Here is a 25064-nt window from a genome sequence, read left to right as displayed (position 1 = left end):
AGTTCGTTGTGCGCACAAGCCCCTTTTATGCGGCCGCGCCAATTCGTATCAGTCGCCGCTGCCGTGGGCCGGTGTGGACGTGCACAAACCCCGACAGGGCCGCATCCAGCTGTGGATCTCCGGTATCGACCCACAGCATGGGCTGCGCCAAAGCATCAAGCTTTTCCGCCGTGGCCAGCACGATCAAGCCCGCGCGTCCGGCTTGGGCAATCAAGGCTTCGGAAATCGTCTGATTGCCCCGCCCCAGCAGAAACCCCTGCCGTCCCGTCACGCCCAGAACGATGCGCAGCTTGCGCCCCTGCGCCAATCGCTCAAGATCGGCAGACCGGGCATCCCGCGCAATAATCTTGTGGTCCAGCAAGGCATCTGTCCCAAGCAAGGTGGCCCGATGCCCAATCGCCTGCGCCACGGCGCCCGCGCTGGTGCCGGGTCCGATCAGATACAGGGTGCCAGCCTCCATCCCTTTGGCGATCTCGGCAGCAGCACCCGCCAAGGCCTGCCCCGCATCTTGGCGCGGCCCCCCCTTGGCCGCCTGAATCCGGGCGCGCAACTGCGGCACCCGTGCATATCCATACAAACGCGGCGCAAGCCGCCCGGCGCGCAGGATATCTTCATCAATATCCATGATCTCGGCGGCGTCATCCCATCTGATCGCCGCAGGGTTTAACATCATCTCGCCCAAGGCCGTTCCGGCAGCCTCAGGCGAGATGGCAAAAACGCCAGAATGCATCTTCACCCCACAGGGGATTCCCAAAAGACCGGTGGTGCCTTCAAGGCTGGAAGCCACATCCCGCGCCGTGCCATCCCCCCCGGCGAAAACCAGCACATCACAGTCCCCCAGCGCCCGCACCGCCCTCCGCGTATCCTCGGCCGAGCCTGTGGGTGCCGGCAGCGGCGCGGTCTGCACCGCCAGATCAAGACCTGCCACCCAATCCGCTCCCAGCGCGCCGGGGGCCACACACAGCGGTGCGCCCGGCACACGCTGCGCCAAGAGCGCCATCGCCCGTCTGGCGCGGGCACCGGCCTGCGCCACCGCACCCCGACGCAGCGCCTCGGCCACCGTGTCCGCGCCGTCGGTGCCCTTAAGTCCCACCGCCCCGCCCAAGCCAGCGACCGGATTGACCACCAAACCAATCTTCATGCGCCCCCCTTGTCTTGCGGTTCAATATGCGCACAGTTGTGCGAAAATCACAGGGGGCAATTTCATGCAAACACCGCCATCAACACCGCTTGGCCAAAGCGTGAAGATCCGCCGGATGATCACCGGCTTGTGGCAGATGGCAGATCAGGAACGCGATGGCCGCGCCCTTGATCTCGACGCAGCCGCGGAGTCGCTTGCACGATATGCGCGCGCCGGGTTCGACACCTTCGACATGGCCGACCATTACGGCAGCGCAGAATGTGTCGCGGGCATGGTTCACAAGGCGATGCGCGACGCGGGCGAGACACCGCCCACCATCCTGACGAAATGGTGCCCTCCGCCCGGCCCGATGGATGCCGGAACCGTCCGCGCCGGGGTGGAACGTGCGCTCGACCGGCTGGGCCTCGACTGTATCGACGTGATGCAGTTTCACTGGTGGCGCTACGAAGACCAAAGCTACATCGACGCACTGACGCATCTTGCCGACCTGCGTGCCGAAGGTCTGATCCGCGAAATCGGTCTCACCAACTTTGATGCGGCTCATCTGCGGATGTTGGTGACACACGGCGTGCCGATTGCCTCGAATCAGGTCTGCTTCTCCATGCTGGACCGCCGCGCCCGGCAGGAGATGGCCGAGGTGGCCCAAGCCCATGGCGTCGCCATTCTGGCCTTTGGCAGCATGGCGGGCGGTTTTCTTTCCGCCCGCAACCTTGGTGCGCCGGAACCGACCGAGATCAGCGACTGGAGCCGTATGAAATACAAACGCTTCATCGACACCGCCGGTGGCTGGGAGCGGCTGCAATCGCTTCTGACCGTGCTGGACGGTGTGGCGCGGCGGCATGACGTGTCGCTGTCCAACATCGTCACCGCTTGGACTCTGGCGCAGCCCGGGGTCTCCGCTTGCATCATCGGCACAAGGCTGACAGAACGCGACCACAGTGCCGACAACCTTCGCGCCTTGTCTGTAACGCTCACCACGGATGATCTTGCGGAAATCGAACAGGTGCTCTCGACCCTGACGCCCATTCCCGGCGACTGCGGCGACGAATACCGCAAACCACCTTTCCTGACAGCCTCGGGCGATCTGAGCCATCACCTCGATGCCTTGCCGCCGCCCTTTCCCGTGGTCACCCGAAACGGCCGCGCCCATGCCGACTCAGGCAGTATCTGGGAGGAAAAGGCAGGTTTCTCCCGCGCTGTGCGCAGCGGGTCCCGCATTTTGGTCAGCGGCACCACGGCCACCGCGCCAGACGGTTCGGCGATCTGTCCCGGGGATGCGGGGGGGCAAGCAACCTTTGCCTTCGACAAGGTCAAGGCGGCCATCCTGTCTTTAGGGGGGCGTGAAGAAGATGTGGTGCGCACCCGCATTTATCTGCGCCATGCCCAAGATTGGGAGGCCGTCTCTGCCGCCCATGCACGCGCCTTTGGCACGGCGCGCCCCGCCAACACCCTGATTGGCGGCGTTGATCTGATCGGAGAGTATCTGCTGGAAGTGGAAGCCGAGGCCGAGATCGCCCCCTCCTGAAGGAGGGGGCACCCTGCCTTTAGGCCGCAGATGCCGGCACAATATCCTCTGCCCGGTGGCACGCCACCCGTACGCCGTCCACGTCGCGCAACTCGGGCCGCTCTTTGCGGCACAGGTCAATGGCGAACGGACACCGCGGATGGAAGGCACAGCCCGGCGGCGGCGAAATCGGATCGGGCACTTCGCCCTTGGGCAAGTCGATTTCGCGCGTGCGCCCTTCCATCAACGGGGCGGCCGCCAGCAGCATCTGGGTATAGGGATGGCGCGGACGGGCGAAAAGCTGCTCGGGCATCGCCTCTTCCATCAGCCGACCCAGATAAAGCACCCCGATCCGGTCCGCCATATGACGCACCACGGTCAGGTCATGGCTGATGAACATATAGGTCAGGCCAAGCTCATCCCGCAAATCGCTCATCAGGTTCAGAACCTGCGCCTGAACGGAAACGTCCAGCGCCGATGTCGGCTCGTCGCAGATGATGAATCGCGGATTGGCCGCCAAGGCACGCGCAATACAGATCCGCTGCCGTTGCCCGCCCGAAAACTCATGCGGGAACTTGTCGGCATCCTCGGCAGCCAACCCAACCTGCTCCAGCAGGCGCTCGGCCAAACCAGCGGTGGCCCCACCCGCCACCACAACCGGCTCGCAGATGATGCGGCGCACTTTCCAGCGCGGATTGAGGCTGGCGTAGGGGTCCTGAAAGATCATCTGAATGCCCGCCGCCTTGCGCGCCGCGGGATCGGCATGCAGATCGGCACCGGCCACCTTGACCGTTCCGGCGCTCGGCGTCATCAGCCCGGCCAGCATCCGCCCGATGGTGGATTTGCCCGAACCACTTTCGCCCACCAGCGCATAGACCGCGCCTTCCTCGATCTGAAAAGACACGTCGGACACCGCCACCAGATTGCGGCGCGGCAAACGTTCGATCACCCGGTTCAGCCAAGGCTTTGACACATCAAAGCTGCGGCCAAGGTGCGACACTTCGACAAAGGCAGTCATGCAGAATGCTCCAGCGGGAACCAGCAGGCCGCGCGGCCTTGCGGATCATCAAGGATCGTCGGCGGCGGATCGACCCGGCACGGATCGGCCGCGCGGGGACACCGCGGATGAAAGGCACACCCCGGCGGGATTTTCGACGGCCGCGGCATGGCGCCCGGAATCTGTCGCAAGCGCCGCTGCCCGATCGACAGCGACGGCATCGCCCCCATCAGCCCGTCGGCATAAGGGTGTCGCGGCGCATTGATCACCGAACGCACCGGCCCCAGTTCGGCCAGACGCCCCGCATACATCACCGCCACCCGATCCGCCGCTTCAGCGATCACCCCCATGTCATGCGTGACCAACATCACCGCGGTGCCACGGTCGCGGCACAGGCGCCGCAGCAAGGCAATGATCTGCGCCTGCACCGACACATCCAAAGCCGTCGTCGGCTCATCCGCGATCACAAAGCTGGGCTCTGCGCACAGCGCCAGCGCAATCACAACGCGCTGCCGCATGCCGCCGGAAAACTCGTGCGGATAGCTGTCAAGCCGCTCGGCCGCCGCCGGGATGCCCACCTCCTCCAATGCGGCCACGGCACGCTCACGCGCCTGCGCGGCGGTCACGGGCAGGTGCTCACGGATCGTTTCCGTCAGCTGGTCCCCGATACGCAGCAAAGGGTTAAGCGAGGTCAGCGGGTCCTGAAACACCATCCCGATCTGACGCCCCCGGATGCGGCGCAGGTCTTCCAAAGGCAGATTGTCGATGCGGCTGCCGTTCAACCAGACCTCACCCGAAGCAATATGCGCCGGTCGGTCCAGCAAGCCGATGATGGCATTGCCCGCCATGGACTTGCCGGCACCACTCTCGCCGACCACGCCCAGAATTTCGCCCGGCGCGATGTCATAGCTGATGTTGTTGACCGGGCGGCTGATCCCGGCGCGGGACGGGATCTCAACCACAAGGTTGCGGACGGACAAGACAGGAGGAGGTGTCATTTCAGCCTCGGATTCAGGGCGTCGCGCAGCCAGTCACCCAAAGAGTTGACGGCCAGCGCCAGTGCCAGAAGCGTGGCGGCGGGGAACAACAGGATCCACCACTCGCCAGAGAACAGGAAGGTTTGACCGATGCGGATCAGCGTGCCCAGCGAGGGCTGCGTCGGCGGAGCCCCGACGCCAAGAAAGCTCAGCGTCGCCTCGGCGATGATGGCCAAAGCCAGCGAAATCGTGGCAATCACCAGAATGGGGTTCAGCACGTTGGGCAGAATGTGCAGCACCATGATGGCCACTGGCTTGCGCCCGATCAGTCGCGCCGCCTGCACATAATCGCGGTTCTTCTCCACCATGGTGGCCCCGCGCACAACGCGCGCAAAGGGCACCCAGTCCGACAACCCGATCGCAATGATCAGCACCCAGATCGCCATCTGGTCGCGGTATTGCGGCGCGATGATCCCCTTGGCGATGCCAAAGATCAACATGGCCACCAGAATGGCCGGAAAGGTCAGCTGGATATCGGCGACGCGCATGATGAACCCATCCACGCGCCCGCCCGCATACCCGGCGATCAGTCCCAGCGTCACCCCAAGCACCAGCCCGAACAGCACCGCCAGCACCCCCACGAACAGCGACACCCGCATGCCATAAAGGATGGTCGAGAACACGTCGCGCCCTTGGTCATCGGTGCCCAGCAGGAACACCTCGCCGGTAAAGGCATTAGGGGCCATCGGAGCCGAGAACCCGTTCATCAGGTTCAGGCTCGAGGAGTCAAACGGGTTGTAGGGGGCAATCAGGGGCGCGAAAATCGCCGCCCCGACAAGGATAAGGGTAACCAAGGCCGACAGGATCGCCGTCGGCGAATGGCGGAACTTCCAGCCGAAATCCGACTGCCAAAAAGCCGAGAACTGCCGGATCATGCTTTTGCCCTTTCGATGCGCAGCCGGGGATCAATGGCGAAATACAACAGATCCACCACAAGGTTGATGCTGACGAACAGCACGGAAATCAGCATCAGATAAGCGGCCATCACCGGAATATCGACGAACTGCACCGCATTGATGAACAGCAGCCCCATGCCCGGCCATTGGAACACCGTTTCGGTGATGATCGAAAAGGCGATGATGCTGCCCATCTGCAAGCCGGTCACGGTGATCACCGGCACCAATGTGTTTTTCAGCGCATGGCGGAAATTGATCGAGCGTTCCCGCAAGCCGCGCGCCCGCGCGAAACGAATGTAATCCTGCCGCAGCACTTCCAACATCTCGGACCGCACGATCCGCATGATCAGGGTCATCTGATAGAGGCCCAACGTGATGGCGGGCAAGATCAGCGCCACAAGGCCCGATTGCGTCAAGAACCCGGTGGACCATCCGCCCACCAGCACGGTCTCCCCGCGGCCAAAACTGGGCAGCCATTCCAGCTGCACCGAAAAGACATAGATCAGCAAGATACCGATCAGGAACGTCGGCAAGGACACCCCCACCAGCGAGATCGTCATGATCGCGCTGGACGCCCAGCTGTTGCGCTTGATGGCCGTGATCACGCCAAGCCCGATCCCGAACACCAGCGCCATCACGCCCGACACTGCCGCAAGCTCCAGCGTGGCAGGCGCGCGCTCGGCGATAATGTCAGCCACAGGCCGCCCTTGACGATAGCTCACGCCAAAATCGCCCTGCGCCGCGTTGCGCAGGAAAACCGCATATTGCACCAAAACCGACCGGTCCAAGCCAAGGCGGTCCCGCAACTCGGCAATGTCGGCTTGCGTGCGCTCCTGACCCAGCATGTTGTTCACCGGATCCCCGATGAAGCGGAACATGCCAAAGGACACGGCGCCCACCACCAGCAGGACAACGACCGACTGGATCAGACGGCGAATGAGGAAAGCGAGCATGAAGGTGTTCTCGGCACAAAGGGACAAAAAACCCGGCGGCCCGAAAGCCGCCGGAGTCTTTTCGATCACATCAGGTTCAGTTCAGCGCGAAGTATTTCACGCGCGCCTGATTGTCCGGGTCCACCGTCACCGTCAAGCCGTCTTTCATCGCCCAATTCAACATCTGGTGATGCACGGGGATGTAGGCCAGATCATTTTTCGCGGTCGCCCACATTTCGGCGATCATCGCGTCGCGCTTGGCCAGATCGACTTCAGCCGCGATAGCCTTGATCTGGGCATCCAGTTCCGGGTTGGAATAGCGGGTGCTGTTCCAGCTGCCAAAGGACTCGTCACGGGTGTGATACAGGAAGTTGAAGATGTATTCCGAGTCATAGCTCGGCACACCCCAACCCAGCATATAGAAGTCGGTCTCCATCGCGTTGACCTGCGGGAAGAACAGCGCCTTGGACGTGGCGTTCAGACGGGCCTGAATGCCGATCTGGCCCAGCATCCCCACGGCCGCCTGACAGATCGCCTCATCGTTGATGTAGCGGTCATTCGGGCAATCCACTGTGATCGGGAAGCCGTTCGGATAGCCCGCTTCGGCCAGCAACGCTTTTGCGGCGTCATTGTCCGGTGCCGGGTAAGCGTTCAGCTCTTCCGTCCAGCCGTTCACAAAGGGCGGCATGATGATGCCTGCCGGAACCGACTGCCCCCGCATCACGACATCGCGGATCGCATCGCGGTTGATCGTCATGTTGATCGCCTGACGCACCTTCAGATCGGCCAGCGGGTTCTTGCCATCGATGTTGCCTGCCACCAGCGTATCGCTGACGTTCAGGCCAAAGAAGACCGAGCGGTTCTCGGACGAGCTTTCCACTTTCAGCCCGGCCGTGCCCTTCACGCGGTCGATGTCTTGCACCGGAACGTCCTGAATGAAATCAAGCTCGCCCGACAGCAGCGCGGCCACACGGGTGGATGCGTTCTGAATCGGGGTGAAGATGATCTCGCTATAGGCCAGCGGGAAGGTGTCCTTGCCCCAATAGTTGTCAAACGCACGCATCACCGTGCGGGAGTCTGCTTCACGCGACACCAGCGTGTAAGGTCCGGTCCCGTTCACATTGGTCGACGAAAAGGTCACCTCGCCCGCCGCCACGTTTTGCACGGTCACGGCGTTGTTGGCTTCAGTCCAGCCTTTGTCCAGCATCATGATGCTGGTCAGTGCGGCGGGCAGGATCGGGTTCGGACCGTTGGTCACGATCTCAACCTCATAAGGCCCGGTGGCGCGCACTTCAGCGATCGACGTGATGATGCCCTTCATCTGGCTCGCTTCCGAGCGCGCGCGGTCCATCGAGAACACGACGTCTTCGCTGTCGAAGGTCGCGCCATCGTGGAAGGTCACACCTTCGCGCAGCTTGAAGACCCAAACGGTCGGATCGTCGGCCTTGACGGCCCATTCCGTCGCCAGCGTCGGCTCAAGCTCGCCCGTCGGCGCGCGCGAAACCAGAGGTTCCATCATCTGCGATTGCAGCATGATCGTCACGCCTTCGTTCTGGGCGTGCGGATCAAGGGTCAGAGCATCGCCGGCCAAAGCCCAACGAAGCGTTTCAGCATGCGCAGCCGCCCCCATAGACAAAACCGCAAGCGCGGTTGACAGAAACAGGTTTCTTTTCATTGCATTTCCTCTCCAGTTGGGTCGACAACGCCCGCACAGAGCGTGCGATTAGCGAACTTATGTGCGGATTAAGTCTTGGTTTTTTGGCGCAAAGCAAGCACTATTTTTTAGGCATTTGTGACGGCCCGCAACCCTTCCGTCACGTCGAAACAAAGGCCGCCCGAGGCAGCGAAGAAAAGATCTCTGGTCCATCGGCGCGCAGTATGACGATCTCTTCCAGCCTGATGCCAAAGCGCCCCGGAATATAGATCCCCGGCTCGATCGAAAACACCATCCCTTCTTCAAGGATCGCCTCCGACGTCGCGGTCAGATAGGGCGGCTCATGAACTTCCAGCCCCAGCCCATGCCCGGTCCGGTGCACGAAATATTCTCCATAGCCTGCGTCGGCAATCACGTCGCGCGCGGCCTTGTCCACCGCCTTTGCCACCACACCGGGCCGCGCCGCCGCCATCGCGGCCTGCACCGCGCGCTCGACGACGGCATGCACCTCGGCATAGCCCTCCGGCGCATGTCCCACGATGGCCATGCGCGTCATGTCGCTCGGAAATCCGCCGGTGGTGCCGCCAATGTCGATGACCACGGCATCACCTGCCTGAAGGACGCGGTCGCCGGTGGAATGGTGCGGAAAGGCACCATTCGGGCCACTGGCAACAAGGCAAAAGGCCGAAGGCGTGTTTTGCGCAGCAAACCCGCCCCGGATGGCTTCCGCCACCTGACGCTCGGTCAGCCCCGGACGCAAGGCGACGAAACCGGCTTTCATCGCCTCATCGGCCGCCAAAGCCGCCGCCTTCAGGGCCTTGAACTCCGTCGCGTCCTTGCGCATCCGCAAGGCGCCCACCGTCTCGGTGGCGTAGCTGCGGCCCACATTGCCCAGATGGTCCAGAAGCAGCAACGCCGCATCCGCCCGCATCGTCTCGTCCAGCGACACCTTGATCGCCCCGCCGGGCAGCACCGCCGCCACACCGCTGGCCAGCGCCGCTGCCGGTCCGTCTTCATCCGTCCAGACATGCAAGGGCAGACCAACACGCGCCCCGATGTCTTGCGCATTGACCGAAGGCACGACCATCACAGCCGCTTCGGGGCCCACCAGCAAATACGTCGCCCTTTCGTCAGGATGCGGGTGATAGCCCAGCACCCAATGCATATGCGCACCGGGCGCAAGCGCGGTCAGCGTGGTGCCGGTCTGCTGCATGATGTCACGCAGCGCGGCAAGCCTGTTGGAAGAGAGGGTCACATCCGTATTCCTTCTGTCACGGCACATGCGGTTTGGCATCTGCCGCCAGCGGCGGCACATAGGGATTTGCCGCCAGTCGCCTTGCATGATCGGCCTTTGCGGCGGCAAGATGCTTGGGATCTTTCAGAAGATCAATGACCGTCGATGCCAAGGCCTTGGCAACGTTGATCATTGCCTTATGCGCGGCCGGAGACTTGCCTTGCGCCGTAATCTGCCACGTGTGGCCCGGCGTGCCCAAGGCATGTGTGGCCTGCCCGGCTTGCGCAAATGGCACCACCCAGCTCACATCCCCCAGATCGGTGGACCCCAACATCGGCACGCCCTTGGCATCCAAGGGCACCAGCCCTTCATGCAGCACAGCGCTGCCTGGCTCCACCCCTGCTCCGGCAAAGGCGGCGGCAATCGCCTCGGGCGTAAGCGTCGCCTGCATGCGCGCGGCATAGGCACGGTCGGCGTCATCGAAATCCGGCGGACCCAGCCGCGCCATCGTATCGTGCAGCAACTGATACAGCGGTGGATTGTCCAGCATCTCCGACATGGCAGTCACGACATTGGACCGCACCTCTGTCCCGGTCATCAATGCGGCGCCCTCGGCAACCTTGCGCACCCGCTCTACCAGATCCCGCATGTCCGCCGCCCGCAGCGCCCGCACCGAATAGCGCACAGTGGCCTGCGCCTGCACCACATTGGGCGCGCGTCCGCCAGCATCCAGATAGGCATAGTGGATCCGCGCATCCTGCGGCACATGCTCGCGCAGGTAATTGACGCCGACACTCATCAGCTCCACCGCATCAAGCGCAGACCGCCCCAGATGAGGCGCGACAGCAGCATGCGCGGCACGCCCCGTGAAATGAAAATCCACCATGCTGACCGCAAGCGTCAGCGGTGGGATAATCCCGTTGAACGACATCGGGTGCCACGACAGCGCGGCATCCACGTCATCAAAATATCCATCCCGCACCAGAAACGTTTTTGCCGCGCCGCCCTCTTCCGCCGGGCAACCGTAATAGCGCACCCGACCGGGCAGCCCATGACGCGCAAGGTAATCCTTGACCGCCGTGGCCGCCGCAAGCGCCCCGGCCCCCAGCAGGTTGTGCCCGCAGCCATGGCCATTCCCATCCTTGACCAAAGGCTCTGGCCGATCCGTCCCGGCCCGCTGGCTCAGGCCGGGCAAGGCATCATATTCCCCCAGAATGGCGATCACCGGTCCACCTTCGCCGGCCTCACCCATCATCGCGGTGGCGATTCCACCCAGCGACCGCTGCACACGAAAGCCCTCGGCCTCCAGCGCGTCGGCGTGCAATTTCGCACTTTCATGCTCTTCGTAAAGCAGTTCGGGCACATCCCAAACCCGATCCGACAGCGCAATAAAGCGCTCTTTCTTGGCTTCGACATCGGCCCAGATTTCGTCAGAGTTTTGCAAGCCGTGATCCTTTTCCGAGCATTTGCGTCTTACACCATGCAAATTGTCGCACAGTTGTTCATCCTGCGAACATTGGGGCAATATTTTACCCGCATGTCAACCGCAAGGGCGCGTGTCTCAAGGACGCACGCCCCCCAGCCTCTGCCCGCCGACAGCCGGAGGAGCGGGTTTCTTAAGGCGCAGACCAGAATTTCATTTACGCAGCCTTTGTCCACCCCTAATGTCGACAATATACAATCGACATGAACCGAGAGGACCGCGCGCGTGCATTCCGTTCCCCCCCCTCCTGCGCGTCTCTTGCTCATCGGCGCAGGCACGCGCGGGCGCATGTGGGCGCAAGTCGTCGCCGAAAGCCCGGGCGCCCAGATCGCTGCGGTGGTCGATCCAAGCCCTGCCGCGCGACAGATGTTCGAAGCCGAGCATCCCGGCCTCCCATGGTTCCCCGACCTCGCCGCCGCCTTGGCAGCTGGCCCCTTTACAGCAGCCCTTCTGGTCACCCCACCGGACGGGCATCTGCTGCAATGCCGCCAGTTATTTGATGCGGGCCTGCCTGTCCTTGCCGAAAAGCCCTTGGCGACCAGCCTTGCCGACACCACCGCCATCATCGACGCCGCCGATGCCTCCGGCATGCTGCTAAGCGTTGGGCTCAACTTCCGTTACCTTCCCGTCAGCATCGCCTTGCGGGACTGGCTGACCACCGAGCGTTTAGGGAAGGTCGGGTTTGGCCAGTTTCGCTATCTGCGCAACCGCGATGGCCGCCGCCCCGGCATCAACCGCTATCCGCTGACGATGCGGCATCCGATGATGCTGGAACAAACGATCCACCATCTGGATCTGATCCGCTTCTGCCACGGGCAAGAGGTTGCGGCGATGGCCTGCCACAGCTGGAACCCGCCATGGAGCATGTATGCCCATGATGCCAATGTGCATTGCTTGCTGACGCTCGCGGATGGGGCCGAGGTGAATTACTTCGGCACATGGTCGGGCGGCTGGAACACGCCCGGCTTCGAATGGCGCACCGATTGCACCGATGGCGTGGTGATCCAGCGCGAGCTGCATTCCGATCTGGCCTATGCCAGGCGCACAGACCCCGACCTCACCGCCATCCCCCTCCCCGAGGCCCGCCCCTATTACGATGACAGCATCGCGCTTTTGGCCGCGTTTCTGGCGGCCTTGCGCGGAGAGGCCCCTGTGCCCTGCGATGGGCGCGACCATCTGCGCTCACTGGCGCTGTGCTTCGCCGGAATCGAAAGCGGCGAAACCGGGCGCATCATCCGCATGTCCGACTTTTACACCCGACACGGCCTTGACCGGCTGCTCTGAGCCAACAGGAGAGACAATGCCAAAGGTTCACATTCCTTTCGACACCTACCACGACTACGACGCCCTGACCGATCATCTGCACGCGCTGGCCAAGGCCTACCCCGACCTGTGCACCCTGACCTCGATTGCCAAAACCTTCCGCGGGCGCGAGGTCTGGATGATGGAGCTGACCAACCCCGCGACCGGCCCCGGCCATGAAAAGCCGGGGTTTTACATCGATGCGCAGATCCACGCCGAAGAGCATGCCACCAGCGCCACCGCGCTTTACGCCATCTGGTATCTGCTGACCAACTATGGCACCGATGCCGAAGCCACGCGGCTGCTGGATGGTCAGGTGTTCTACGTCATCCCGCGCATCAACCCGGATGGGGCCGAATTCGCGCTCAAGGCCCCATACCACCCTTGGTGCGGCAATGGGCGCTTCCTGCCGGGCGAAGACCGCATCGACGGGCTGATCCCGCAAGACATCAACGGCGACGGCTATATCGTCAACATGCGGGTGCCCGACCCCAAAGGCGAATGGAAGAAAAGCCCGACAGAACCGCGCCTAATGGTGCAGCGCGAACCCGGTGAAGAGGGCGGCGAGTATTACCGCGTCTACCCCGAAGGCCTGATCCGCGATTATGATGGCGTGCACGTCAAGATTGATCCCGGCTTTGACGGCAACATGAACCGGAACTTCCCGATCAACTGGTCGCCGCAGGAATATGGCGCGGGCCAATATCCCTTTTCCGAACCCGAGGCGATGGGAATGGGCAAGCTGATCTTGGATCATCCCAACATCTGCGGCATGTGCGCCTATCACACCCATGGCGGCATCATCCTGCGCCCATCGATGATGAAGATGGACGCTGACATGAGCCCGCGCGATCTGGCCTTGTATAAGGACCTTGGCGCTGTCGGCACCCGGCTGACAGGCTATCCCACCATTTCCACCTATGAAGATTTCACCCCCGACAAATCCAAGGCGCGCCATGGCTCGCTCAAGGATTGGGTCTATGAGGAAATGGGGATCATCTGCTTTTCCACCGAGCTGTGGGATCTGGAACGCACCGCCGGTGTCGACAAGAAAGGCTATTACAACCTTGGCCCGCGCGACGCCGCCACGCAGGAAAAGATCTTCAACTGGGTGCTGGAAAACGTGGGCGATCACGGCTTCCGCGATTGGGAAGCCTTTGACCACCCTCAACTCGGCCCGGTCGAGATCGGCGGGATGGTCTATATCTGGAGCTACCGCAACCCGCCCGGCAAGCTGTTGGAAGAGATCTGCCACAACAACACGATCTTCAACCTGCGCCATGCCGCAGCAGCGCCGCGCATTGCGGTGGATGAACTGAAGGTCGAAGCCTTGGGCGCGGGTCTGCACAAGGTGACGGCCGTGGTGTCGAACCATGGTTATCTGCCATCGAACCTGTCGGATGTGGCGATCCAGAACAAGGTCGCCAAGCCGGTGACCCTTCAGATCGACATGCAAGGCGCCTCTTTGGTGATGAACCCGGGCCGCGCCGATCTGGGCCATCTCGCGGGGCGCAACGAACGCCGCTACAACTGGTCCCCTTGGGGGCAGCAGTGGTCGGCAGTGACGAAAAAGGTGGAATGGCTGGTCAAGGCCGAAGAGGCGGGGGCTTCGGTCACCGTGACCGCCGTGTCCGAAAAGGGCGGCACACACCGGCAAAGCGCCGCGCTGGTCTAAAGCAAAACCCCGTGGCGGGCCTTGGGCCAGCCACGGGGCATCCTCCAAAGGGCGCGGCGGGTCAGACCCGCCGCGCCGCGTTCATTTCAGCGTCGCCGTCCAAGCCTCGATCGCCTCGTCCCGGCGCGGCTGCCAGTTGATCCGGCTCGAGACGCCATAGAAGTCTGGCTGGAAATACAAGAAGATCCACGGCGCATCTTCGTGAAAGATCTCCAGCATCTCATTCACCACCCGCTTTTCCTCGGCGGGATCGCGGATGGTTTTCAAACTGTCCCACCGGCTTTGCCAGCCTTCGTTGAACCACATCCCGTTGTTGACCGGCGCTTCCCGGGTGGGGAACAACGACATGTCATAGACCGAACTCCACGTCGCCCCGCCCTGCCCGATAAAGAACACCGGCCCGGCGGTGTGTTCGCGCGCCATGGGGGAAAACAAAGCCATCGTCATCAGATCATTGGTGGTGGCAACCCCGATGTCCGACAGGTATTGCGCCACCGCCTGCTGCACCTGCCCATCGTTCAGATAGCGCCCGTTCGGGCCTTGCATCACCAGCGAGAACCGCGTGCCATCGGCACCGCGTGGCCAACCTGCCTCATCCAGGATCTTCTCCGCAGCATCCGGATCATAGGGATAGGCCTCAATATCCGGGTTGCCCACATTCGCCGGGCCATTGGCCCGCGTGCATTCCGTGCCCAGAAGCTGCACACAGATCGTCGGCACGTCGACCGCCATGTTCAGTGCCTGCCGCACCTTCACATCCTTGATCGCATCGCCCCCCGGTGTGCCATCGAATGCGCCCGAGAAGTTGAAGCCCACGAACATCCGCCGGGTGCCCGCCACACTCACCACCTGCGCCGTATCATAAGCATTGATCGCGGCGGACTGGTCTGGCGGGATGTTCACCGCGATGTCCACATTGCCTGCGACCAATTCCACGCCCCGCGTGCTGGCCTCGGGGATCACGCGCCAGATCACAGTGTCAAAGGCAGGCTCGCTCAGCGTGTAATTCGGGTTGCGGGTCAGCACCACCCGATCATCCTTGACCCATTCCACAAGCTTGTAAGGCCCCGAAGCAACGGTCTTCAGCACGGCCTCTTCATTCGAAAGCGCCTCATAGCTGTCCTTGCAGTGAATGAAGATCTTCGCAGCCATCCCCGGCACGGTGGAGGAATAGCCCTTGAGCGTCATCACCGCCGTGCGCGGCCCTTCGGCGCGGGCGCTGACAAAGCCGATGGAGTTGAACACAAAGCCCGGCGTGTGGCCGATGAACTTGTTGTCGGGATCGGCGGCACGGTTCAGCGTATAGGCCACATCCTCGGCATCCAGCACTTCGCCATCTTCGCAGGTCAGCCCTTCGCGGATGGTAAAGCTGATCTCGGTGCCCGCGTCATTCCACGCATAACTTTCGGCGAAATGCGGCACCACCTCACCTTCAGGGGTGACAGACAGCAAGGTGCCGAACATGTGGCTGTGCACATTGATCGACACCGCCTGATTCAGCATGTTCGGCTCCATCGACTCGATGTCGACGGATTGGGCAATCACCAGCGTGTCGGGCGAAGGCTGCGCCAGCACCCCGGCAGGCAAAGCCAAGGCCATCACGGCCCCGGCGTGCAGCATATGTTTCATGGAGCGTCTTTTCATCGGATTTCCTGCGGGTCAGAGAACAGACAAGACCACAGCCCCCGCACAGCGCGGGCACAGGTCAGCGGGATCAGCCAGTTGTGGAGGGCAAAGAGGGAATCAGCTCTCTTGCCGATTAATTGTCGACAATAGACTGTCTACCGTCAAATGATTTTATGACGGACTTTTGATTTCTTGAACAAATGCAGATACTTAGCCAAAATGCCGCCAAAGGCGCGACCGCGCCTCGCGTTGAAACGGCCTCATCCAATGGCAAATGCCTGTTTACTGTGCGTCAGGCCCCAGCCAGGCAATCACCTCAACCTCCATCATCACCTCGGGCGAGCCAAGGCCGGTGACGATAAATCCGGTATGGGGCGGGCGGTGGTCGCCCAGAAAATTGCGCCGGGCGGTGGACACCGCCTCACGATGCGCGCGGTCTGTCATGATCGTGGTGACCTTGACGATGTTTTCCGGTCCCGCCCCGGCCTCGGCCAGCAACAGGCCGATGTTGTGCCAGATCTGCGCCGATTGCGCGGCGGCATCCCCCAGACCCACCCAGTTGCCATCGGCGTCCTTGGCGATCTGCCCCGCAATGAACAGAAAGCCCCCCGCCTTTGCACCGTGATGATAGCCTGCCACCGGGGCGATGCCCGGCGGACTGAAAAGCGTGATTCCGGGGGCTGCCATGAGATGTCCTTTCTGGCTGTCACAGATCGTCGAATGACATGCGGTTCGCAGTGTAAAGCCGCGCATAAAGACCACCGCTCTGCATCAACTCATCATGCGACCCCGACTCGGCGATCCGCCCTTCGGTCAGCACGATGATGCGGTCGGCGTTGCGGATGGTCGCAAGCCTGTGCGCGATCACAAGGCCGGTGCGCCCTTCCAGCACCTTGGCCAAGGCGCGCTGGATCTGCCGCTCGGTTTCGCTGTCAATGCTCGACGTGGCCTCATCCAGCACCAGAATGGGCGCATCGGCCACCAAGGCCCGCGCAAAGCTGATCAACTGCCGCTGCCCCATCGACAGGTTCGCGCCCCGTTCGGTCAGCAGGGTCTGATAGCCCTGCGGCAGCCGCTCGATCAGATCATGCGCGCCCACCGCCCGTGCGGCCTCTACCACCACCGACTCGGGCGCATCGGTCCGGTTGTAGCGGATGTTTTCCAGCACGGTTCCGGTAAACAGGAACGGCTCTTGTAACACCATGGCCACATGCCGCCCCAGTGACGCCTGCGTCACATCGCGCACGTCACGCCCCGCCACACGCACCACGCCCGACTGCACATCGTAAAAGCGGTGCACCAAGGACATGACGCTGGATTTACCCGATCCGGTTGGCCCCACAAGCGCCACCGTCTCACCCGGAGCAACCGAGAAGCTCAGGTCATGCAGCACCGGGCGGGCGGGATCATAGCCAAAGGTCACATTCTCGAACACCACCGAACCCGGAGCATCGGCCGGCAGGTCGGGCGCGCCCGGCGCGTCCGCCACCGTCACCGGCACATCCAGCACCTCGGTCAGCCGCTGCCCCGAAGCCATGGCGCGCTGCATTACGGAATACTGCATCGTCAGCGACCGGATCGGGTCGAAAAAGCGCTGAATGAAGAACAGGAAGGCCACGATCACCCCCACATCCAAGGTGCCGTTGATGACCCGCGCGCCGCCGACCACCACAACCACCGCCATGGCAAGCCCTGTCAGCGAGTCGACCACCGGCACCAGCACCTGCGCCAGACGCGCCGCACGCAGATGCGCGAACAGGTTCGTGCGGGCGCGGTCGTTGAACAGATCAAAGTTCACCGTCTGCCGGGTCATGCCCTGCACAGTCTTCACGCCGTGAATGCCTTCGGCCAAGGCCCCGTTGGTCACCGAGTTCGCCTCATGCGCCGCGATGAACGCCGCCCGCGCGCGCGGCAACCACACCACCCGCGCAATCGCCAGCACCGGCAGGATCGACAGCGTCAGCAGCCCAAGCCAAGGGTCCAACCACAACATGCAGACCACGATGCCAACCAGCAACACAAGATCGCCAATGGAAATCACGGAAGTTTCCAGAAACTCCTGCATCGAGTTCACATCGCCTTGCAGCCGCGACATCAGCCGCCCCACCTCGGTCTTGTCCATGAAAGACATGGAAACCCGCTGCAAATGCTGAAACATCGCCTCGCGGATGTCGAACAGCACATTTTCCGCCACGCGGCCCACCGTGCGTTCCTGCGTGTGGCTGGCGATGGCGTTGATGAGGATGGTCGCCACAAACAGCCCCACCGCCCAATACAGCGCCGAAAGTCCGGCGGCGCCCTCGGTCAGCCCGTCATCAATCGCGCTGCGGATGATCAGCGGAATGGCCAGCTGCGTCGCGGTAAAGATCAGCACCGCCCCGACCGAGATCCAGACCTCGCGGCGATAGGGTCGCACGAAGGTCCAGATGCGGCCAAGGATGTTCGGATCGAACAAGCGCCCGAACATCTCTTCCTGCACGCGATGCGATCCGACAACGGCGCGCGGCGGGCGGCGCCCGTCTTCGCGCACCTCATTGCGTTCGACTTCGATCTCGCCACTCATGCGGTGCCCTCATGCGACAAGGTTTGCATATCGTGCAGCGCCGCATACCGGCCCCCCAGCGCCATCAACTCGGCATGGCTGCCCTGCTCCGCGATCCGTCCGTGCTCCAGCACAAGAATGCGGTCGGCATGGCGCAGCGTGTTCAGACGGTGCGCGATCAGAATGGTGATCCGCTCTTCCGCCTCATCCTTCAGCGCGGTCAGAATGCTTTCCTCGGTGCGGGCATCAATGGCGGCCGTCGAGTCGTCAAACACCAGCACATCGGGCTTGAGCATCAGGCTGCGTGCGATCGACAGGCGCTGCCGCTGCCCGCCAGACAACGACGCCGCGCGCTCCCCCACCACGGTGCGATAGCGTTCCGGCAGGGTGTCGATATAGCTGCTGATCTGCGCCGACTCGCTCGCCTTCTCGATCCGGCGCGGCGACGCCCATGGGTCGCCATAGGCGATGTTGTTTTCCAGCGATGTGGTAAACATGAACACATCCTGCTGCACCACCGCCACCGACCGCCGCAAAGACCGCAGGCTCACCGCGCGCAGATCCTGCCCATCGAGCGTGATGCGCCCGGCGCTCACGTCATAAAAACGGGGGATCAACTGCGCGATCGTGGTCTTGCCACTCCCTTGCGGTCCGACGATGCCGATGATCTCCCCGCGCCGCGCCTCGAAACTCAGATCATCCAGCACCATTTGCGACGGCGCCGACGGATAGGCGAAACTCACCCCCTCGAACCGCAAAACACCGTCTGCGATCTCCAGCTCCGGCGCGCCCTTCACGTCACTCACAACGGGCTTCAGATCCAGCAGCGCAAAGATGCGCGCGCCACAGGTCGAGGTGCGCGCGAAAGAGTTCACCAGCATCCCCAATTGCCGCACGGGCATCTGCAAAATGGTCATGAAGGTCAGGAATGCCGCCAGCGTGCCCAGCGTGATGTCCCCGGCCTGCACCTTCAGTCCACCCACCAGCAGCACCAGCGCCATGGCGATCAGGTAGGACAACGTCATCGCCGTGGTGCTGCCCACGCGCAGGTCCACCCGCTCATGCGCCAGATCCAGCGCCTTGACCGAGGCCTCGCGGAACTTGTCCATCTCATGCGGCCCGGCCGAAAAGGCGCGCACCACCTTGATGCCACCAAGGTTCTCTTCCATCACCCGGCTCAGAACCGACATGCGGTCTTGCAGGTCCAGCCATGTCTTGCGCAGCCGCAGTTGAGACACCGAGGATTTCCACCCGACAAACGGCACAAAGGACAGCGCCAGAACCGCAAGAACAGGATCGGTCTGCACCAGCATCGCGCCGCCAAAGCCGATCAGGATCACCAAAAGCACAAGCCGCACCAGCCCGGTGGCAAAGAACATCCGCACGCCTTCCAGATCCAGCATGCCCAGCGTGATCAGATCACCCGAATGCACCCGGTCATGAAAGCCGAAACTCAGATGCTGGATCTTGTCGTAATAGGCGCGGCGCAGCGCATAGCCGGTGTGATGGCCGACCGCTTCCGAAAAATAGTTCTGCAACGTGGTAAAGATCCCCCGCAGCACCGACACCCCCAGCACCAGCGCCGCCGTCTGGAACAGCACAGATTGCGCCGCTGCTGCGTCGGAAACGGCCATCATCGACTGCATCTGGTCAATCGCCTGCCCCAAGAGCACCGGAATCCACAGTTGCAAGGCCGAGGCCACGATGGTGGCAAGGATCGCAATCAACACCTTCCAAGGCGTGTCCAATGCCATGCGGGTGATCCGCAGAATGGTTTTGAACCCCGCCGACCAGCTCACGGTATCGGTCTGGGCCATGATTTCGACCCGTGGCGTGCCGGGGGCTGTCAGGGCAGGCATTGCAGTCTCCTTCCCGGCGAAATGCGCCGGGGTCGTCTGGGGGCACGGCTGTGCTAGGGATGGATCAGGCAGGCATCACGATTTGCCGAAATGCTCCATGATCGCCGCCGCATATTTGATCCCGCTGATGTATTTGTCGATGTGAATGTTCTCATCCGGCGCATGCAGGTTTGCGCCCGGGTTGGCAAAGCCGGTCAGAACGCAGGGAATCCACACATGTTTCAGGATGGCACCTTCGGCAGAAACGCCGTTCACGACAGGAAGTTCCCCATAAACCTCGGTCGCGGCAGCAATAATCGCTTGGCTGATGTCTTCCTTCACGCTGATCTTGTAAGGCGGTTCGGTGCCGTCACGGTATTTCACCTCGATATGGCCAAAGCCATGCTTCACCAGATGCGCCTTCAGCTTGGCAATCGCGGCATCGGGTTGAATGTTGGGGATCAGCCGGAAATCCAGCTTGGCCCGCGCCTCATTCGGCACGATGGTTTTGGTGCCGGGGCCGGTATAGCCTGCGATGATGCCTTGGATATTGGCGGTCGGCTCATAGGTGCGGGCACGGATCGCATCGATGCCATCGCGGCCGAGCGCAAACTGATCAATCCCCCATTCCTCTTTCATCGCGGCGGTGTCCACCCGCGCGGCCTTGTCCTTCAGTTGCGCCTCATCATCCGGCCCCAGCTGCCAGATGCCTTCGTTCCAGCCTTCGATCAGGATCTTGCGATCCTTGTCGAGGATGGTGTTCAAGGCCCAGATCAGATCCCACACCGGCGCAGGCACCAGCGGGAAGTTCAGCGAGTGGATGTCCGATTTCGCCCCACGCGCAATCAACTCGACATAGAGCACCGATTTCAGACCCAGCGACACATCAGGCACATCCGTGCCCGTCTCGATAGACCCGTCCAGACAGTGCATCCCGTCCGCTTCCAGCAAGGCCTTGTTGCGCGCGGCCCATTCGCCAAGGTTGGGAGACCCGATTTCCTCTTCGCCTTCGATCAGGAATTTCAGGTTGCAGGGCACCTCGCCCCGCACGGCCAGAAAGGCCTTGGCGGCCTTGTTGAAGGCAAGCACCCCCGATTTGTTGTCGGTGGCGCCGCGCCCATACAACACGCCGTCCACAATCGCGCCCGACCACGGGCCACCATGGCTCCACGCCTCCAAGGGTTCGGGGGGCTGCACATCGTAATGCGAATAGCACAAGATGGTTTTCGCGGGCTTCTTCGCCTCCAGATGCCCGAACACCACCGGCGGACCTTCTGCCAGTTCGTGAAAGTCGGCGGGCAAGCCGTCGCGGTGCATCATGTCACGGATCAGCGCGGCGCAGTCCCGCAGCCCCACATTCTGCGCCGAGATCGACGGTTGCTGCACAAAGCTTTGCAGATCGCGGATGCATTCCTCGGCATTGGCGTCGATCCAGTCGTAAATCTCTTGCATGCTCATGGCGTGACCTCCGGTTGGGAAAGCTCCCAGGCGTTAAGCCGCTGGCCCGACAGATGCGCCGGGCGGTGGGCAGACAGATGGGCAAAGGCAGGGGCCAGCCGGATCGGGTCCACCCATTTCGCGCGCGCCTCCGCGCCATAGGTGGTTTCCGACATCGGCGTGTGCATGAACATCCCCGGCGTGATGGTGACAGAGACGATGCCATGCGCCTCCCCCTCCATCGCCAGACATTTGGAAAACCCCTCAAGCGCGTGTTTGGCGGCGCAATAGGCGGTTTCATCGACAAAGCCTTCGATACCAGAACGCGATGAGACAAAGATCAGCATCCCGCCCCGGGCCTTCATCCCGGGCCACACGGCCTGCGTCAGCTGAAACCCGGCCTGAATGCCCACGTTCATTGTCGCCTGAAAGGTGCCAAGGCTCACCTGTTCCACAGGCTCCACCCGCAGGATCGCCGCGTTGTGGATCAGCGTGTCCACCGGGCTGGTCACCGTTTCGGCAATGGCGCGGGCGGTGTCTGCGGCATCGGACAGGTCCACCACCGTGCCAGTTGCGCCCGGACAGTCCGTCAGCACCTCGGCCAGACGTGCTTCGTTCACATCCATCAGGATGAGCCGATCTCCCAAGCCATGCAGGTGCCGGGCGATGGCCGCGCCCAGCCCTTGCCCTGCCCCGGTGATCAGAACGGTTTGACCCTCAGGCATCGCCTTGCCCCGGCTGCACCCAGCGCCGTTCCGTGCCCGAGGCGCGCACCGCATCCAGCACCTGCTGATTGGCCAGACCATCGGCAAAGGTCGCCCCGCGCTGCAATGCGCGCCCGGCGGCAATGGCGGCCGCCATCTCGCGCAAGGCCCCCAGCACCGACACGTTCCAGATCCCCTTGTTCAGGCCCGGCAGGCCCGCATTCGGGTCTTCGACGGTGATCTCGGCAAAGCTCTGACCCGCCGGCGCGAACCACAGCTTTTCATCATCGTTCGACAGGGTGATCGTGCCTTTCGATCCAAACACCTGCGTCTGATTGCCCATGTTATGCGCGGCCACCCCGCTCATGAACACCTGCGCAATCGCGCCCTTGGCCATTTCCAGCGTGAACCAGGCCACATCATCCGCCGTCGCGGTCCAAGCCTCGCCCGTCACCTTGTCCTTCCGGTCGGGAATCACCACCGGGGCCGCCCCGGTGACCCAAGCCACCTCGCCCAGCCACCAGCGCAGCATGTCGACCTGATGGCTGCCATTTGCCCCCAGCCGCCCGCCGCCCTGATCGGCAAGGCTCCACCAGTCGCCCTTGGGTCGGCTGGCCGGGTTGGCCCAGCTGCTGCCGATGTTCGAGATGTTCACATGCCGCACCTCGCCCAGATCGCCTTGGGCAATCATCTCGGCAATGCGGGCGCGGTTCGGGTTGAACCGCATCTCATGGTCAATCATGTGCAACCGCCCCGCCGCCTCGGCGGCGTCCAGCATCGCCTTGGCCTCGCCCGCGTTCATCGCCGTGGGCTTTTCGCACAGCACATGCGCCCCCCGCGCCAGCGCCGCCAGCGTTTGCGGCGCGTGCAGCACGGTGGGGGTCGCGATGCACACCAGATCAAGCGGGTGCGCGGCCAGCATTGCCTGCCAATCGTCATAGGCATGCGGCACGCCATAGGCCTCGGCCGCCGCCTTGGCACTCGACAAGCGGCCCGAAGCAATGGCCACCACTTCGGCCCCCGGCACATGGGCCAGCGCAGGCAGATAGGCGTCACGGGCAAAGCTCGCCCCGATGATTCCGACTTTCATGGTCACTCCCTCAGCGTCTTTCTTTCAGGCGGGGGTCCAGAAAGTCCCGCAGCCAATCCCCGATGATGTTGAAGCTGAGCACCGTCAGCACGATGGCAAGGCCGGGGAAAATGGCCAGCCACCACTTGTTGGCAATCAGTTGCTCGCGGCTTTCGGCCAACATGCTGCCCCATGTCGGCACCGAAGGCGGCACGCCCAGCCCAAGGAAAGACAGCGCCGCCTCGGCCAGAATGACCGAAGCCACGTTGAACGAGGCGATCACGGTCAGCGGAGCCACGATGTTCGGCAGGATGGTGCGGAAGATGATCGAAGTGGTGCTGTCGCCCAGCGCCCGCGCCGCCTCGACGAACTCTTTCTCGCGCAAGGAAAGCGTCTGCCCGCGCACGATACGGGCATAGGTCACCCATTGCCCGATCCCCAGCACAAGGATCAGGTTCATCACCCCCGGCCCCAGCACCACCAGAAACATGATCGCCAGCAGGATGAAGGGAAATGCCAGCTGAATATCGCCCAGCCGCATGATCACATCATCGACCCAGCCGCCGAAATAGCCCGACACCAGCCCGGCCACCACGCCAATGGTGCCCCCGACGGCAATCGCGCAGATCCCCACCAAAAGCGAGATGCGCGCGCCATAGAGCAGCCGTGACAGCACGTCCCGGCCCAGCGCATCCGACCCCAGCCAGAAGGTCGCGCCGCGCGGCCCTTCGCCCAACGGCTCGGCCAGCCGCAGCATGATGTTTTGCCGGTTCGGGTCCAGCGGCGCAAGCATCGGGCCAAAGATGGCCACAATCGCCACCACCAGCAAGATCAACAGCGCCAGCACCGGCCACTTCGCCGCCACCATGCTGCGCCCGGCCCGCCGCAACTCGCGCCCGAAATTGGAACCGCGTTCGGGCGCCAGAGTCGTCAGGCCATCTGTCGTGACATCACTCATGTCCGCCTCCTTACAGTTTCACGCGGGGGTCAATCTTGGCGTAAACCAGATCGACCAGCAGATTGAGGGCAATGAAGATCAGCGACAGCACGATCACCGCCGCCTGCACCACCGGGATGTCGCGCTGGTTGATCGAGTTGAACACCAGCCGCCCGATGCCCGGATAGCTGAACACCGTCTCGATCACGACGACGCCGCCCAGCAGAAAACCGAACTCCAGCCCCACCATGGTGACCACCGGCAGCCACGCATTGCGCAAGGCGTGATGCACCACCACGCTGCGCTCGGTCAGGCCCTTGGACCGTGCGGTGCGCACGTAATCTTGCCCCAGCACTTCCAGCATCGAAGACCGCACCAGACGCGCGTTGCGCGACAGCGAATAAAAGCCAACCGCGATGCCCGGCATGATCAGGTAATACAGCGTCTGCGGCAGGTTGCTGAAGGCCTGCGCCACCTCTCCTTGCAACAGCGGCATCAGGAACGGCACATGGCCGGAAATCGGGAACCAGCGCAGATACAGGCCAAAGAACAGGATCATCATGATCCCCAGCCAGAAATTCGGCACCGACTGCCCGAACATCGCCATGGTCATGATCCCGCCATCCACCGGCGTGCCGCGATACAGCGCCGCAAAGACGCCAAAGGGAATCGCCATGCCGATCGCAAAGGTCAGCGCAAAGATCGTGAGCTCAATCGTCGCGGGCAACGCGCCCAGCACAATTTCCATTGCGGGCTGGCGATAGCTCAGCGAATTGCCGAATTCGCCCTGCGCCACATTGGCGACATAGGTCAGGTATTGGATATGCAGCGGTTTGTCGAAGCCAAGCGCTTCCCGCACCATCGCAATTTCTTCTTCTGTCGCGCGTTCCGAGACGAACAGATAGGTTGGATCGCCCCCGATCTGCAGGGCGACGAAACTGATCAGGGTCACGCCAAAGATCACAATCACGCTTTGCAGCAGGCGACGGGCGATGAACGTCCACATCGGGGCAGTCCTTTGGATGTTGAGGAGGAGGAAGATACCGCGCGGGCACA

The 25064-nt window shown here is 62.7% G+C and carries 20 protein-coding genes; 3 read left to right on the top strand and 17 right to left on the bottom strand.

Features of this window, described 5'->3' with window-relative positions:
• Positions 1 to 25: 25 nt before the first annotated feature.
• Complete coding sequence (locus tag CUR21_RS13880) at positions 26 to 1141, bottom strand: ATP-NAD kinase family protein (protein WP_100197656.1); 1116 nt, start codon at positions 1139 to 1141, stop codon at positions 26 to 28.
• A gap of 64 nt (positions 1142 to 1205) precedes the next feature.
• Between CUR21_RS13880 and CUR21_RS13875 the strand changes: the two genes are divergently transcribed.
• Positions 1206 to 2666, top strand: a complete 1461-nt coding sequence (locus CUR21_RS13875) for an aldo/keto reductase (protein ID WP_100197883.1) — start codon at positions 1206 to 1208, stop codon at positions 2664 to 2666.
• A gap of 19 nt (positions 2667 to 2685) precedes the next feature.
• On the opposite strand, the gene CUR21_RS13870 is transcribed toward CUR21_RS13875, so the two are convergent.
• From CUR21_RS13870 to CUR21_RS13840, 7 genes are all read right to left on the bottom strand, one after another.
• Complete coding sequence (locus CUR21_RS13870; protein WP_100197655.1) at positions 2686 to 3663, bottom strand: ABC transporter ATP-binding protein; 978 nt, start codon at positions 3661 to 3663, stop codon at positions 2686 to 2688.
• Positions 3660 to 4640, bottom strand: coding sequence for an ABC transporter ATP-binding protein (locus CUR21_RS13865; RefSeq protein ID WP_100197654.1), 981 nt, complete (start codon positions 4638 to 4640; stop codon positions 3660 to 3662). Before CUR21_RS13865 ends, CUR21_RS13870 begins: the two co-directional genes overlap by 4 nt.
• Positions 4637 to 5554: an ABC transporter permease gene (locus CUR21_RS13860; protein ID WP_100197653.1), complete on the bottom strand. Its 918-nt coding sequence runs from the start codon at positions 5552 to 5554 to the stop codon at positions 4637 to 4639. The genes CUR21_RS13865 and CUR21_RS13860 overlap by 4 nt, the downstream gene beginning before the upstream one ends.
• Entirely contained in the window at positions 5551 to 6528 is a 978-nt protein-coding gene (locus CUR21_RS13855) for an ABC transporter permease (RefSeq protein ID WP_100197882.1), read from the bottom strand. The genes CUR21_RS13860 and CUR21_RS13855 overlap by 4 nt, the downstream gene beginning before the upstream one ends.
• A gap of 76 nt (positions 6529 to 6604) precedes the next feature.
• Positions 6605 to 8182, bottom strand: a complete 1578-nt coding sequence (locus tag CUR21_RS13850; RefSeq protein ID WP_100197652.1) for an ABC transporter substrate-binding protein — start codon at positions 8180 to 8182, stop codon at positions 6605 to 6607.
• Positions 8183 to 8321: 139 nt separating this feature from the next.
• Entirely contained in the window at positions 8322 to 9416 is a 1095-nt protein-coding gene (locus CUR21_RS13845; protein WP_255413790.1) for a M24 family metallopeptidase, read from the bottom strand.
• 16 nt (positions 9417 to 9432) lie between these two features.
• Positions 9433 to 10839 (bottom strand): M20 family metallopeptidase, encoded by a 1407-nt coding sequence (locus CUR21_RS13840; RefSeq protein ID WP_100197651.1) that lies wholly within the window; start codon positions 10837 to 10839, stop codon positions 9433 to 9435.
• Between the two features lie 264 nt (positions 10840 to 11103).
• Between CUR21_RS13840 and CUR21_RS13835 the strand changes: the two genes are divergently transcribed.
• Both CUR21_RS13835 and CUR21_RS13830 read left to right on the top strand, forming a co-directional pair.
• A complete protein-coding gene (locus CUR21_RS13835; protein ID WP_157792025.1) occupies positions 11104 to 12162 on the top strand; it encodes a Gfo/Idh/MocA family protein in 1059 nt (352 codons plus the stop codon).
• Between the two features lie 16 nt (positions 12163 to 12178).
• Positions 12179 to 13855 carry a M14 family metallopeptidase gene (locus CUR21_RS13830; RefSeq protein WP_100197649.1) on the top strand — a complete coding sequence of 559 codons (1677 nt, stop codon included), beginning with the start codon at positions 12179 to 12181 and terminating at the stop codon, positions 13853 to 13855.
• Between the two features lie 81 nt (positions 13856 to 13936).
• Here CUR21_RS13830 and CUR21_RS13825 read toward each other — a convergent pair whose 3' ends face one another.
• From CUR21_RS13825 to CUR21_RS13785, 9 genes are all read right to left on the bottom strand, one after another.
• Positions 13937 to 15499: an ABC transporter substrate-binding protein gene (locus CUR21_RS13825; protein ID WP_198431713.1), complete on the bottom strand. Its 1563-nt coding sequence runs from the start codon at positions 15497 to 15499 to the stop codon at positions 13937 to 13939.
• Positions 15500 to 15763: 264 nt separating this feature from the next.
• Entirely contained in the window at positions 15764 to 16168 is a 405-nt protein-coding gene (locus tag CUR21_RS13820) for a RidA family protein (protein ID WP_157792024.1), read from the bottom strand.
• A gap of 19 nt (positions 16169 to 16187) precedes the next feature.
• Positions 16188 to 18044 carry an ABC transporter ATP-binding protein gene (locus CUR21_RS13815; protein WP_100197647.1) on the bottom strand — a complete coding sequence of 619 codons (1857 nt, stop codon included), beginning with the start codon at positions 18042 to 18044 and terminating at the stop codon, positions 16188 to 16190.
• The gene (locus CUR21_RS13810; protein ID WP_198431712.1) at positions 18041 to 19882 is read right to left on the bottom strand and encodes an ABC transporter ATP-binding protein; all 1842 of its coding nucleotides are present in this window, start codon (positions 19880 to 19882) and stop codon (positions 18041 to 18043) included. The genes CUR21_RS13815 and CUR21_RS13810 overlap by 4 nt, the downstream gene beginning before the upstream one ends.
• A gap of 75 nt (positions 19883 to 19957) precedes the next feature.
• Positions 19958 to 21319, bottom strand: a complete 1362-nt coding sequence (locus CUR21_RS13805) for a M20/M25/M40 family metallo-hydrolase (protein WP_100197646.1) — start codon at positions 21317 to 21319, stop codon at positions 19958 to 19960.
• Positions 21316 to 22023 (bottom strand): SDR family NAD(P)-dependent oxidoreductase, encoded by a 708-nt coding sequence (locus CUR21_RS13800; RefSeq protein WP_100197645.1) that lies wholly within the window; start codon positions 22021 to 22023, stop codon positions 21316 to 21318. Before CUR21_RS13800 ends, CUR21_RS13805 begins: the two co-directional genes overlap by 4 nt.
• Entirely contained in the window at positions 22016 to 23092 is a 1077-nt protein-coding gene (locus CUR21_RS13795; RefSeq protein WP_100197644.1) for a Gfo/Idh/MocA family protein, read from the bottom strand. The genes CUR21_RS13800 and CUR21_RS13795 overlap by 8 nt, the downstream gene beginning before the upstream one ends.
• Positions 23093 to 23102: 10 nt before the next feature.
• Positions 23103 to 24029, bottom strand: a complete 927-nt coding sequence (locus CUR21_RS13790) for an ABC transporter permease (protein ID WP_198431711.1) — start codon at positions 24027 to 24029, stop codon at positions 23103 to 23105.
• Between the two features lie 10 nt (positions 24030 to 24039).
• On the bottom strand, positions 24040 to 25014 hold the full coding sequence (locus CUR21_RS13785; RefSeq protein ID WP_100197643.1) for an ABC transporter permease: 975 nt from the start codon (positions 25012 to 25014) through the stop codon (positions 24040 to 24042).
• Between the last annotated feature and the right edge of the window lie 50 nt (positions 25015 to 25064).

The organism is Pseudorhodobacter sp. MZDSW-24AT (genome assembly GCF_002794355.1).
Classification (GTDB): Bacteria; Pseudomonadota; Alphaproteobacteria; order Rhodobacterales; family Rhodobacteraceae; genus Pseudotabrizicola.
The sequence above is the reverse complement of the archived record's forward strand: the minus strand, read 5'-3'. Positions and strand labels throughout refer to the sequence as shown.

Excerpts from the sequence above, each read along its gene's own strand:
- CUR21_RS13880 (WP_100197656.1), bottom strand. The coding sequence starts at position 1,141 with ATGAAGATTGGTTTGGTGGTCAATCCGGTCGCTGGCTTGGGCGGGGCG.
- CUR21_RS13875 (WP_100197883.1), top strand. The coding sequence starts at position 1,206 with ATGCAAACACCGCCATCAACACCGCTTGGCCAAAGCGTGAAGATCCGC.
- CUR21_RS13870 (WP_100197655.1), bottom strand. The coding sequence starts at position 3,663 with ATGACTGCCTTTGTCGAAGTGTCGCACCTTGGCCGCAGCTTTGATGTG.
- CUR21_RS13865 (WP_100197654.1), bottom strand. The coding sequence starts at position 4,640 with ATGACACCTCCTCCTGTCTTGTCCGTCCGCAACCTTGTGGTTGAGATC.
- CUR21_RS13860 (WP_100197653.1), bottom strand. The coding sequence starts at position 5,554 with ATGATCCGGCAGTTCTCGGCTTTTTGGCAGTCGGATTTCGGCTGGAAG.
- CUR21_RS13855 (WP_100197882.1), bottom strand. The coding sequence starts at position 6,528 with ATGCTCGCTTTCCTCATTCGCCGTCTGATCCAGTCGGTCGTTGTCCTG.
- CUR21_RS13850 (WP_100197652.1), bottom strand. The coding sequence starts at position 8,182 with ATGAAAAGAAACCTGTTTCTGTCAACCGCGCTTGCGGTTTTGTCTATG.
- CUR21_RS13830 (WP_100197649.1), top strand. The coding sequence starts at position 12,179 with ATGCCAAAGGTTCACATTCCTTTCGACACCTACCACGACTACGACGCC.
- CUR21_RS13825 (WP_198431713.1), bottom strand. The coding sequence starts at position 15,499 with ATGAAAAGACGCTCCATGAAACATATGCTGCACGCCGGGGCCGTGATG.
- CUR21_RS13820 (WP_157792024.1), bottom strand. The coding sequence starts at position 16,168 with ATGGCAGCCCCCGGAATCACGCTTTTCAGTCCGCCGGGCATCGCCCCG.
- CUR21_RS13815 (WP_100197647.1), bottom strand. The coding sequence starts at position 18,044 with ATGAGTGGCGAGATCGAAGTCGAACGCAATGAGGTGCGCGAAGACGGG.
- CUR21_RS13810 (WP_198431712.1), bottom strand. The coding sequence starts at position 19,882 with ATGCCTGCCCTGACAGCCCCCGGCACGCCACGGGTCGAAATCATGGCC.
- CUR21_RS13805 (WP_100197646.1), bottom strand. The coding sequence starts at position 21,319 with ATGAGCATGCAAGAGATTTACGACTGGATCGACGCCAATGCCGAGGAA.
- CUR21_RS13800 (WP_100197645.1), bottom strand. The coding sequence starts at position 22,023 with ATGCCTGAGGGTCAAACCGTTCTGATCACCGGGGCAGGGCAAGGGCTG.
- CUR21_RS13795 (WP_100197644.1), bottom strand. The coding sequence starts at position 23,092 with ATGAAAGTCGGAATCATCGGGGCGAGCTTTGCCCGTGACGCCTATCTG.
- CUR21_RS13790 (WP_198431711.1), bottom strand. The coding sequence starts at position 24,029 with ATGAGTGATGTCACGACAGATGGCCTGACGACTCTGGCGCCCGAACGC.
- CUR21_RS13785 (WP_100197643.1), bottom strand. The coding sequence starts at position 25,014 with ATGTGGACGTTCATCGCCCGTCGCCTGCTGCAAAGCGTGATTGTGATC.